Below are 12,805 nucleotides of genomic sequence, written 5' to 3'. Positions count from 1 at the left end.
CGAGTCACTACAATAAAAAAGAACTGGAAAAGATTCAAGGCAATCAGAAACCTTATTGAACAAGGGATTGAACAAAACAAAAAGACTGGATCACTATTGGACCCAGCCTAAATTTTTAATCAAAGGTTTAATTAACAGTGGAATGAGTTGATTAACCGGATTTTTCAAACTTTCCAATTCAATCCTGTACAGCAAAATCCCCTGAATCACCACTTGGTCAACTTTATTTATTAAATTTGGACATAAACCCGTTCCATGCTGTCAATTAAAAATAAGCCGGTTGGTTCAAATCCATACTCATCACGCAAATAGTCTCCAATTTTTTCATGAATCATCCGGCACAGTACACCGTACTTTTCCCTGTTTTCATCGAAATCATGGTCCTTAATAACATACAGCCATTTTCGCCCAAGGCTTTTATTTATAAATCGTCTTGGTTTTTTTACATTTAAGTTAATCAAGTCAATACAAATCAGTTTATGTAGATACACGTTGTCGAGATACTCAATTTCAAAGCGTTTCTCTAAGGTGTTAGGTTTCATCAAAGTTTCATCATGTTCCCGTATTTGGACTCCATTAACTGTGTGAAACATACTTACCCCCCTAACTTATGTGCAGTCAGGAGTATTATAGCATGGTCACATGTTCAACTTCGTTATAAATTAGTACATCTGTGTGTCCAACATTTCGACGGTATTTAAGTGATCAAGCAAGCGAAGAAGTCCTTGATACAGAGAAGCCGGATATGGTAAGCTGACTCGGTCGATAGCCCCCAAGTGACCAAAGAATTTGAGGCAAAACTGAATTCACAATATTTGGCTATCATGCTATAATACTGATTAGAAAAAAGGCGACGTGCGGGAACACATCGTCAGGCAACAATCGCTCCGAGCGAAGGGTTGCATTGAAAACAATTAGTGTTTACTAGAACCACCCCTGCTTTTTGCGAGAGCGATTTCGGGTGGTTTTTCGTTTGGATTTTTCCTTTTCCCGCTCACAAAAATAAAAGACACCCATTTTAGCTTAAAAAGGCTAGTCATATTGTTTTTGCTTTTCTTTAAGGAGTGCCCAGGTTTTATCCATAAACATCTTTATCTTACCCATATGTGGTACCCCAGGAGGCTGGACCAGATAATCGTATTTCTTCATATTATCTTTTTCAAGCAATTCAACTAGGTGAAAGAAATTGATAAACTTTTACCTTCGACTAAGACTACGCATATATCATCGATAAATGGGCCAAAGCAATAGGTTCTAATTAAAAACAATAAGCCACATTGGTATTTTGCATACGAAAAATATAATAGAATACTTAATCATAAGTAGAAAGGGATTAATAATTCGATTTACCAGCCAACCCAATATTCAATCCTTCTAGAGGCTCAGCTTTTTTTGAAACTGGTTTTTCTGGGTTTATTTTTGTATGCCCTTTTTCAGTTTTTATTTTCATGGGAGTTCCAATAAGGAATCCAACAAAAGATACCTTCATCCTTCTGGACTTTCCCAATATCTGTTTAACAAATTATTGCAAAATTTGATATTATATGACTTTTAAATTTATGCTAATGGTATAATTTAGGGGAGGAGGGGTTCAAATGGTTGATTTTAAAAAACGGCTGACCAAAAAAAAGAGCGAAAAAAAGATTTTTCCAAAGGAGATTTACTCCACCCTGGACAGATCAAGCGACAAGGGACCTTTGAGGCCCGTACAGGAAAAAATTCTTGAAAGATGGTTTAATGAGTTTCAAGAAAAAAAAGATGTAATTTTAAAATTACATACTGGGCAGGGGAAAACCTTAACAGGCTTGCTAATACTACAATCAAAATTAAATCAAGACAAAGGCCCTGCTCTTTATCTTTGTCATAATAATTACTTGATAGAACAAACATGTAAACAAGCAGAAAGTTTTGGCATAAATTATTGTGTTATTGATAACGAACTTCCGGACGAATTTATTGATGGAAAAAGTATTCTAATTACTTCAATTCAAAAGTTATTCAATGGAGAAAGTAAATTTGGTCTTGGGCCCAGATCACTCCCTGTTTCTACAATATTGATGGATGATGCGCATGCGTGTATCGAAGTCATTAAAAATGCTTTTAAAATAGAACTGAAACAAGAAACTAATGCATATCAAGAAATTTTTGCTCTCTTCTCTCAAGAATTACAAAACCAGGGTGCAGGAACTTATTCAGACATTACACGAAAAAGTTATGACGCACTAGCTTGTGTACCATATTGGGCTTGGAATGACTTACATAAAGAGGTTTCTGATATTTTATCGAAATACAGCGACAAAAAAGAAATTCGATTTACATGGCCTATAATCAAAGATATGATAAAAGATTGCCAATGTTTTATATCAGGTAAAAGCCTTGAAATTGTACCTTATATAAATCCATTATATATGTTTGGGACATACCATAAAGCTACACATAGAGTTTTTATGTCCGCTACCATCACTGACGACTCTTTTTTTATTAAAGGATTAGGATTGTCTCCTGATGCTATACTTAAGCCTCTTTACTTAGAAGATGAGGGTTGGTCTGGTGAGAAAATGATTTTAATACCTTCATTAATTGACCCATCTCTAGATAGAAGTGAAGTAGTTAGTATATTCGCAAGACCCAATAAAACAGGAGATAGAAACTTTGGTACGGTCGCATTAGTACCAAGCTTTAATTCAACCAAAGATTGGGAGAAGTATGGTGCTACAATTGCAAAAAAAGATACGATTGTAGAGGAAATAGAAAAGCTAAAAGACAAGGATTATTTAAAATCCCTGGTTATCGTAAACAGGTATGATGGTATTGATCTCCCAGATAATTCTTGTCGAGTTTTGGTATTTGATTCAAATCCCTATTTTGAATCTTTGCAAGACAGATATATGGAAGAATGTCGAGGAGATAGTGAAGTTATTTCAGTCAGACTTGCACAGACTATTGAACAAGGTCTTGGACGAGCTGTCAGGGGCGAAAAAGACTATTGTGCAATAATTATAACTGGAACCGAGTTGGTTCGAGCTCTACGAAGCAAAAAATCAAGGGAACATTTTTCAGCGCAAACTCGAACACAGATAGAAATTGGACTTGAAATAGCAGAATTCGCAAAAGAAGAAATAAAAGGTGGTATCAAACCACGGAAGGCTTTTTTGGGATTGCTAGCACAGTCTTTACGACGAGATGAAGGCTGGAAAGAATTTTATAATGAAAATATGGATGAATTGAATGCTGAGAAAAGTTCGTCAAAAATGTTAGATATTTTAACTTTAGAAAAAGAAGCAGGAGAAAAGTATTTAACAGGAGATTTTCCAGGAGCTGTTCAAATAATCCAAAAGCTAATTGATAAGCATGCTAAAACTGATGAGGAAAGAGGCTGGTATTTACAAGAAATGGCCAGGTTAATATACCCTTCATCAAAAGTAGAGTCGAACAAATATCAAATAATTGCTCATAGAAAAAATAGATATCTTTTTAAACCTAAAGAAGGAATGGAAATCCAAAAAGTTACGGCTCTTAGTTTGAAAAGAATAGAAAATATAATGAACTGGATTCATTCTTTTGATAATTTTGATGATATGTATCTAGAATTGGACGATATTTTAAGTAAATTAAAATTTGGTGTTAATGCAGATCGTTTTGAGCAAGCTTTTGATGAATTAGCAAAAATTTTAGGATTCCCTAGTCAAAGACCAGATAAGGAATGGAAAGAGGGGCCTGATAACTTATGGAAGATTGGAGACAATAATTATCTCCTAGTTGAATGTAAAAACAATGTGGATGTTTCAAGAAAAGAAATTAATAAAGACGAAACAGGACAAATGAATAATGCATGCGCTTGGTTTGAAAAAGTATATGGCGACTTGCCAGTAAAAAATATTATGATTATTTCTACCAAGAATATTTCACGGGCAGCAGGTTTTAACAAATCTGTACAAATAATGAGAGAAAATAAACTAGCTACTTTAACTTCTAATGTGAGGAAGTTTTATAAGGAGTTTAAAGGGCTTGATTTAAATGATCTATCCGAAAAAAGGGTTCAAGAATTACTAACACTTTATAAAATAACAACTAAAGATTTAACTTCAGACCTTTACTCTGAAGAACCGCGAATACACTAGAATACTTTGTGAATTTTGGAAACCAAAAAGCTGGTTAGTGTATAACTAACCAGCTCATTTAATTTAGAGCCTATACTTAATTTCATATAAACCTTTTTGAATACGTGTCCGTTTTAAGCATTATGATTAAGTTGTCAAATCATGACTGAGTTGTCTATGTCATGACTAATTTGTAATTAGACAATTTTGTAATACACTGTGTTTCTCAAAAAGCAGTTATATTCATAGCAAGTCTCAATTGTTAGTGTTATTAAGCTCAATTGTTTTTCCTAATCACAATGTAGAGTGATAAAAAAGTCGGGTACTGAAATGTTAATATTTTTTACACTATAAGTCGTCTCTTTAAAGTGAACAGGGTTCGGGCGGCTCCCCTGCACCCCACAGGGAGCGTCGCCCCTCACAAATCTTTTGTGTTTACAAAGCCGCTTATACCCTGTCTGCGATCCATTCGCCGCACTCCCTGCATGTAGCCGCTTTTCCAGTTGTCTTCTTCTTGCAATACGGGCATTTGACAAGGTACAATTCGCCCGTCGCTTTGAAGGTTCTTCTCGCACAGTTCGAACAATAGACAGTATCACCTTCGTCGTGCAACAGGTCATTTCTATTGCAATACGCACATTCCAGCATTGAATCTCTCCTTTTGTAAAATTTTGTACTTTCTTTATCGTATCATGTAGCAGGAAGCCTGCAAAACGAAAACGTGCTGCCTGGTGTGGACAATGAAAAAGGGAAGATGAGCATTGTCCACACCCTTCCTCTTTTCGCCAAAACGCCTTCAGGATTCCCCATTTCGGGTATGAAAGCTTCCCAAAATTTTCAGAGGATGATGGGAACCCGCCAGCCCAAGGAGGTGAAAAGTGACAAATATGTCGGAATCCAGTACCCCACTTTTTATCTCTCCACATTATTTGTAAGGTGACAAATAAGTCGGTCACTAATTCGCATCAAACCCCCATTCTTACGCTACAATAATATGGAAATAAATTTAATGTCGGTCACTGACCCTTTTTCATGTATGACAAATGGTCGGTCACTTAATATAGATGATTACTGTTGTTGTTTTTATATAATAAAGGCCGCACAACTTTAGGATGATAAGAAGTCGGGAACTAAATAAGGGAAAGGTTAGCGTCCTTACGTTTTGTAACAACATTCACCATAAAATTAACTTGGATACCATACATTTTAGGAAGTGATAAAAAGTTGGCTACTTAAAGTTTTTGTTTTTCTCTTTACCACTATTACACATAGAAAATTTGGACAGTATGTTAATGTCGGCTTGTCGCTATTTAAACTTTAACAAAAACAAGCGTCATTAAGATCCAGTAATATAATAAAAAGAAAAAGACGTGAAATAACCACGTCTATAAAAGAAAAAAGTTTACATTAAAATATTATTTAATTCATCTTTAGTTAGCAATCTTACACTCGTACAACACTGACGAAGATGATGTCCTTTCCCAAACTCAGGGATAGCTAATTCAACTTTTTTACCAAGACCAATTAATCTTTGGACAGTTCCAACATAATCAGAATCCTCAGTTACTAATATCGCAGTATCATACGAGGAGACTTCTAAAGCCATGTCAAGTGTTATTGCATTGTCAACACCTTTTTCTTGATAACCTTCGCCATCTCTTCGTTTTTGCATCTCAAACGCTTTTACTATCAGCCCAGGTACCTTACGTTGAATTGCTTTAAAAAATTTCTCCTGCCTTGCAATATCATCTTTGTTTAATTTAAATTTATTTATGTAATAAAAAATCTTGGTTGATTCTCTTCCATTAAGTAAAAGTTTAACGAGCTTAACTACATCTACTGCACATTTTCCATACTCTTCATTCATTTTCTGTCTAAAGTTATTTGCATCAATAAATATAGCTATACGTTCCTTTGTCTCCATCTTTTCCCCCAAAATAAAAACCCTGCGTTTGCAGAGCTTTTTTTGATCTAATCTTCAATGACATGGTTCTAGTGTCTGGTCCTTTGCAGAACCAGGAGTTCTAGTGTCTGGTCCTTTGCAGAACCAGGGGTTCTAGTGTCTGGTCCTTTGCAGAACCAGGGGTTCTAGTGTCTGGTCCTTTGCAGAACCAGGGGGTTCTAGTGTCTGGCCCTTTGCAGAACCAGGGGTTCTAGTGTCTGGCCCTTTGCAGAACCAGGGGTTCTAGTGTCTGGCCCTTTTGCAGAACCAGGGGTTCTAGTGTCTGGTCCTTTGCAGAACCAGGAGTTCTAGTGTCTGGTCCTTTGCAGAACCAGGAGTTCTAGTGTCTGGTCCTTTGCAGAACCAGGAGTTCTAGTGTCTGGTCCTTTGCAGAACCAGGAGTTCTAGTGTCTGGTCCTTTGCAGAACCAGGAGTTCTAGTGTCTGGTCCTTTGCAGAACCAGGAGTTCTAGTGTTTGATCCTTTACAGAACCAAATACCCTGATTTCAATTAAATTATACATTTAAATCCTTAGATTTACAATTATTTTTATTTACATTTTTACCTATTTACTTTAAGATATTCAGTTATATCGCAAATGTATACTCATAAGTTGCCCAAATTTCAAAAGAAGTTGCAATGATTTTGAGACGAATAAAATCTACAAATTCAATCCAAAATAACTTAGAACGGATATTGGTTAGATTTTTAACTGTTGTCCCAAACTCGAGATGAGTAGCTCCACCAATGCCTTTTCCTCGAGCCTCCCCGCTCGGCCGTTTTGCTTCCGCAGCTTGTTCTGGTTCCCAACTTTTTTATCAACCTACACACAAACAACAACATCTTATAAACTAACTCCACTGTAACTGACTTAGCCAGATTTCGTGGAAAACCATTTATCGTATACAATCATAGTTAGTACTTCGGATAAGTTATAATTCATAAGTCACTTCACCGGAAAGGTTATACATTTAGTCATAGACATTACATTATAACTCCCGGGTTAATCTAAAGCATAATATTGTCACTTTTCATTTAAAGCATAAAGCTGTCATTCTTACATTTTTATGGTTTAAGTAATAAAAAAGAAAAAAACCACCAATTATGTATTGGTGGAGACGGTGGGACGTGCTCTTCCATGCTTTCGACATGGCACTGACTATATCTTCGACCTTCACCGGGAAGGCCGTCTGGCGTATTATGCGGAATGTAGTTTTACCCGGACTCCCCGGTAGATCCCGCACCCTATTACTGTAGCATGGGCAGTCTATAAGTCGATAGACAGCTGTTGAATTGCCCACAACATAATGCTCGGGATTGCCTTATCACTAGTGAGACCTAAAATCACTGATTTAATCAAATTTTCTGCCCGATAAAAGAAAAAATCCACCAAACATATGTATGGTGGAGACGGTGGGAATCGAACCCACGTCCAAGAATATCGGCACTTAGGCTTCTACGAGTGTAGTCGACATATTCGCGTTTCGCTGATCCATCTGCCTATCGACAGGCGTCCGGTCAGCTATCCTGGTTGTTCTCTTCCTTCTTCCTCAGGAGGTGGAATCCGGCGTAGCCCACTAAGAGTGAGTCCGCTACCCTACCACATGGGCGATGGAGGGGCGAACAGCTATGCAGTTATTAAGCTGCGAAAGCTAGGTTTTGTTTAGAGTTGCCAGTTATAGGCGTTGACGTTTTTACGAGGCCGATCCCCTCGACTCGCCACCCAAGCTCGAACTACCCCTGTCGAATCCGTAGCGTCCCCATTATAAAATGTGCGGCAGTTACCTGCCAGACGTCGGAAATCTCAAGCAGTGAGCTTGATGGTTTCGCCACAGTATCCCTGTGACACTATTTATTATACCACATTATGCTGTTTTTTCAATTGGTAAGACTTGTTTTGGGTGGCTATAACCTAGTATTTCTGCTTTTCCCTCAATGCGCGCTGGATATCGCGATTAGCATCCTTCTGTTTCAGGTCTTCACGCTTATCGTACTTCTTCTTACCTTTTGCAAGACCTATCAGTACTTTGGCAAAGCCATTTTTGAGGTACATTTTTAACGGAACAATAGCATAACCCGATTCCTTGGATTCACCAATCAGCTTGTTGATTTCCCTTCTGTGTAAAAGAAGCTTCCTGGTTCTGAGCGGATCATGGTTATGAATATTGCCCTGCTCATATGGTGAAATATGCATACTGTATAGGTACATTTCACCGTTATGAATTCGTGCATATGAATCCTTCAACTGGACCTTGCCGGCACGGATTGACTTGATCTCTGTTCCCTGCAGAACGATTCCGGCTTCATAGGTTTCTTCTATAGAATAATCATGATAGGCTTTTTTATTTTGCGCGACTGTTTTACCCACACCTTTAGGCATACTAACTCCCCCCTATCTTTCTCTGTATAATCGAGTTCCTTTATTTTAACAAAATTCCCGGTCTCCTACAATGAATGGCCAATGTTGATTTGAGTTTGTAGGTTATCCCAGCCAAAGTAAGCCGGCTACGGAACAGGATTTACATAATTATCCCAAATCGGACCGGTAAAATCGGGATTAGACCGACAAAAATTTTCCTAGACCGATATAAATTTTTTTAGACCGATAAATCCTGGATTTGACCGATAAACTCAATTTCCGTTCTCCTTAGTGAACGAAAAGCCACTCAACTAAATGATAAAGGCCCCGCCCAGCGAGGCCCTCCTACCCAACGTTATCCTGAAGGCCCACAAGACAAGCTCCAGAAATTAACGTTTTTTGTTCTTTCGCTTTGTACTCTTATTTTTTGGTACGTTTTCGTAAAATTTACGTTTTCTTTTGTTCTTTGGCTTATCGCCGTTACTGTCTTCTCGGCCAATGCTTTTTGAGACACCGCGGCTGGTGCGTCCATCACCTGTTCCGCCGCCTTCTTTACCCCGGCGAGGTTTCTTCTCGGTACTTCCGGTATTGAAGATACGCTTTTCGCCGCTCGGACGTTCACGTCTCGTTCCCTTCATACCGACAATTTCAAAGTCTATCGAACGCTCGTCTTTATTGACATTGATAACCCGCACAGTGATTTCATCACCGATACGGAATACATTACCTGTCCGCTCCCCGATCATCGCAAAATGGCGGTCATCGAAGCGATAGTAGTCATCGGTCATATAGCTGACGTGGACAAGTCCCTCAATCGTATTCTCCAGCTCGACGAACATCCCGAAATTCGTAACGGACGAAATCATGCCGTCGTACTCCTCGCCAATTTTGTCCATCATATACTCGGCTTTCTTCAGCTCATCCGTTTCACGCTCGGCGTCAACGGCACGACGCTCCATTTTCGAGGTATGCTCGGCAATATCCGGCAGCCTCGCATCCCACTTTTCGCGGGTTGACTGGTCCAGCTTGCCCTGAATCAAGTACGTCCGAATCATGCGATGGACTATCAAATCAGGATAACGGCGGATTGGTGAGGTGAAGTGTGTATAAAATTCAGCTGAAAGCCCAAAGTGGCCAAGGCTGTCCGGCGAATATTTCGCCTGCTGCATCGAGCGCAGCATAACAGTCGAGACAACCATTTCCTCAGGCTTGCCTTGTACCGCTTCAATAATTTCCTGCAGCGCACGCGGGTGGATATCATTGGCAGTCCCTTTTACGATATAGCCGAAGTTTGTAATAAATTCAAAGAACCGGCGGAGCTTGTCTTCTTTCGGATCTTCGTGGATACGATAAATGAACGGCACTTCCATCCAATGGAAATGCTCAGCAACTGTTTCATTGGCAGCAAGCATGAACTCTTCGATTAACTTCTCAGCAACAGAGCGCTCACGCAATACAACATCAATAGGCTTGCCATCTTCTTCAACAAGGACTTTCGATTCTTTAAAATCAAAATCAATCGCGCCTCGGTCCATCCTTTTTTTACGAAGAACAGCTGCCAGCTCCTCCATCAGCTCGAACATTGGCACAATCGCCTCATAGCGCTGCCTAGTTTCCTCGTCCTTATCAACGAGAATCTTATTTACATCAGAATAGGTCATCCGCTCGGTCGTCTTAATGACACTTTCAAAAATCTCATGCGCGACAACCTTCCCAGTTGAATCCAACTCCATCTCACAGGAAAGTGTGAACCGGTTTACCTTAGGATTCAGCGAGCAAATCCCGTTTGATAATCGGTGGGGAATCATCGGGATAACACGGTCCACTAAATACACACTCGTACCGCGCTCCTCCGCTTCCCGGTCAATTGGTGAATTCTCGGTCACATAATGAGTGACATCCGCGATATGAACGCCAAGCTTGTAATTCCCATTCTCAAGCTTCGTTACCGTAACAGCGTCGTCAAGGTCCTTCGCATCAGCACCGTCGATTGTAACAATTACCTGGTCGCGTAAATCACGGCGGTTACCGATATCATTCTCGTCAATTTCTCCAGGTACAGCATTTGCCTGGTCAAGTACTTCTTCAGGAAATGCCAGAGGAAGTCCATGCTTGTGGATAACGGACAGGATATCGACACCAGGGTCGTTCTTGTGGCCGAGAATTTGAATAACCTCACCCTCGGCACTCGTCCGCCCTTCCGGATAGGCAACAATTTTCACAACAACCTTATGGCCTTCAACTGCACCGCCATTTGCGGATTTTGGTATAAAAATGTCACCGGCGAACTTTTTCTCATCTGGAATCACAAATCCAAAACTCTTGCTTTCCACATACGTACCGACCATTTGGGTAATGCCGCGCTCAAGAATGCGGACAATCGTACCCTCACGGCGATCACCTGATGATTCCGCGGAAACACGCACTAGCACGGTATCACCATGCATCGCATTATTCGTTTCATTCGGAGGGATGAAAATATCATCCATACCCTGCTCCTCAGGCATTACGAATGCAAATCCCTTTGCATGCCCAGCTACTTTGCCGCGAATCAGGTTCATTTTTTGCGGCAGGCCATAGCGGTTCGAACGAGTCCGCACCACCAGCCCTTTTTCTTCCATTTGGACAAGAGCCTTCACAAATTCCTTGAAATCACCTGAGTCCTGAATTCCAAAAGCCTCTTCCAGCTCTTGGACTGTTAAAGGCTTATACGCCTCATCCCTCATATATTGCAAAAGCTTGTCTATATGCGCTTGAATATTATCTTCCAAGCTGATCCCTCCCTTACAGGGTGTTTCCTTTTATTCTTTCCAATCTAAGCCTTCCAAAAACGCAAAAACATCCTCATGGAGCTGGTCTTTTTCCGGGCCGAATGTAATCGTATGCCCTGACTCCTCATACCACTTCAGTTTCTTGTCGACTGACTCAGCCTGGCTGTAAATAATATTGGCACTGTCCGTGTTTATCATCCCATCATGGCGCGCCTGGACAACGAAAAGCGGTGCATAAATTAAATCAACGTGGTCCCTTACATCGTGAATCATGCCATTCAGTTCCTTCAAGAGCGGCTTCGGATCAAATGCAGCCAGTTCAGTCTCGATTTCATATTCCGTCTTTTTTTCACGCTGCTTGAACTCCCGGGCATAGTAAAGCACCCCATTATGTATAATTTCCCCGCTCTTAAAATCCATAGGGGCACACATCGGAACAATACCCTTTACAGGAACAGTGTAACCAAGCTTCAGCGAAAATACCCCACCGAGGGAAAGGCCGGCGACTGCAATCTCCTCATAGCCCTTATTTTTTAAAAACTGGTAAGCATCCTGCACATCCTGCCACCAGTCCTCTGGCCCGTACTCGATCAGTTCTTCGGCAGAACCTCCATGTCCTCTATAAATCGGAGCATGGCAAGTATAGCCCTTATCATGCAAGTAACGGCCAAGCATCCGCACATCGGCCGAATTGCCTGTGAAACCGTGCAGCAGCAGCACAGCACGCGGCCCCGCTTCGAATGTAAATGGTTTTGGCGATTGAATCTTCATTTATATATTCTCCTTATTCTCGTCGTTTCCTTTAGTTTAAGCAAAGCAAGCATCGACATTCCAGAAAAACGCCTTTTACGGGAAGAGGTCTTGTTCCTTGTAACCGACTTCGACTACCTTATTCACTGGAGTGCAATCAGTTAAACCATTTTGAGGATTAATCGCAGGTTTGCAATGAGAGATTAATCCACTAAACCTCTTTTGCTGGATTAATCGTGGCTCCGCACTAGAAGATTAATCCACTAACCCAATTAGGCGGTTCCGCGAACAGATTCAATATAAAAAAATAAAGCCCGGCACGAGGCCGGGCTCATTTTACGGTATTAAAGCTTTACATAAGTTACGGCGATAGTCAGGATAAAGAACAGCACGGACAGGACGACAGTAATCCGATGAAGGACTAAATCGATGCCACGGGCTTTTTGCTTGCCAAAAAGTTGTTCTGCTCCGCCTGATATCGCGCCGGAAAGTCCTGCGCTACGGCCTGATTGTAATAATACGACGACGATAAGTCCGATTGATACGATCACTAAGAGCGTTACTAGTAATGCATGCATGAAGGCCACCTCCTGTTAGACGTTCGTTCACAGTATTATTAATGTACCATAAAAACCCTGTTTCGACAATAGCGGGATTTGCGTCACCCGCTATAATTGTATACGTGCCGCTTTCTAGGGCGATGGAACACCATCCGCATTTTATGTAATACTTTTCTTGATTTACGCAACACTTTTAGGTTTTATATAACACTTTTTTAGTTTTATGTAACACTCTACAAGATTTATGTACCCCTACTCCCATCCTAAAGTTCCGCACTACTATTCTCGCCTTAATATGCCTTGAATAACAAAAATGCCCGACG

The 12,805-nt window shown here is 40.3% G+C and carries 9 protein-coding genes and 1 other RNA gene; 1 reads left to right on the top strand and 9 read right to left on the bottom strand.

Features of this window, described 5'->3' with window-relative positions:
• Positions 1–230: 230 nt before the first annotated feature.
• Positions 231–593: a hypothetical protein gene (locus AM500_RS03035; protein WP_053597882.1), complete on the bottom strand. Its 363-nt coding sequence runs from the start codon at positions 591–593 to the stop codon at positions 231–233.
• A 740-nt stretch (positions 594–1,333) separates the two neighbouring features.
• Positions 1,334–1,489 (bottom strand): hypothetical protein, encoded by a 156-nt coding sequence (locus tag AM500_RS25300; protein ID WP_156319734.1) that lies wholly within the window; start codon positions 1,487–1,489, stop codon positions 1,334–1,336.
• 106 nt (positions 1,490–1,595) lie between these two features.
• On the opposite strand from AM500_RS25300, the gene AM500_RS03030 reads away from it, so the two are divergent.
• Entirely contained in the window at positions 1,596–4,121 is a 2,526-nt protein-coding gene (locus AM500_RS03030) for a DEAD/DEAH box helicase (RefSeq protein WP_053597881.1), read from the top strand.
• A gap of 426 nt (positions 4,122–4,547) precedes the next feature.
• Here the strand turns inward: AM500_RS03030 and AM500_RS25295 are convergent, their stop codons facing one another.
• From AM500_RS25295 to secG, 7 genes are all read right to left on the bottom strand, one after another.
• Entirely contained in the window at positions 4,548–4,748 is a 201-nt protein-coding gene (locus tag AM500_RS25295) for a hypothetical protein (protein WP_156319733.1), read from the bottom strand.
• A gap of 754 nt (positions 4,749–5,502) precedes the next feature.
• Positions 5,503–6,024 (bottom strand): NYN domain-containing protein, encoded by a 522-nt coding sequence (locus tag AM500_RS03020; protein WP_053597879.1) that lies wholly within the window; start codon positions 6,022–6,024, stop codon positions 5,503–5,505.
• Positions 6,025–7,444: 1,420 nt separating this feature from the next.
• Positions 7,445–7,804, bottom strand: a transfer-messenger RNA (tmRNA) gene (gene ssrA / locus AM500_RS24805).
• A gap of 150 nt (positions 7,805–7,954) precedes the next feature.
• A complete protein-coding gene (gene smpB, locus AM500_RS03015; protein ID WP_053597878.1) occupies positions 7,955–8,422 on the bottom strand; it encodes an SsrA-binding protein SmpB in 468 nt (155 codons plus the stop codon).
• Between the two features lie 368 nt (positions 8,423–8,790).
• On the bottom strand, positions 8,791–11,127 hold the full coding sequence (rnr, locus tag AM500_RS03010) for a ribonuclease R (protein WP_442854001.1): 2,337 nt from the start codon (positions 11,125–11,127) through the stop codon (positions 8,791–8,793).
• A gap of 75 nt (positions 11,128–11,202) precedes the next feature.
• Positions 11,203–11,943 carry an alpha/beta hydrolase gene (locus tag AM500_RS03005; protein WP_053597876.1) on the bottom strand — a complete coding sequence of 247 codons (741 nt, stop codon included), beginning with the start codon at positions 11,941–11,943 and terminating at the stop codon, positions 11,203–11,205.
• Positions 11,944–12,266: 323 nt separating this feature from the next.
• Entirely contained in the window at positions 12,267–12,500 is a 234-nt protein-coding gene (gene secG / locus AM500_RS03000; RefSeq protein ID WP_043930320.1) for a preprotein translocase subunit SecG, read from the bottom strand.
• Positions 12,501–12,805 lie beyond the last annotated feature (305 nt).

This window comes from Bacillus sp. FJAT-18017, assembly GCF_001278805.1.
Taxonomy (GTDB): domain Bacteria; phylum Bacillota; class Bacilli; order Bacillales; family Cytobacillaceae; genus Bacillus_D.
Note: the sequence above shows the minus strand (reverse complement) of the source record. Positions and strands in the feature narration are given on the sequence as shown.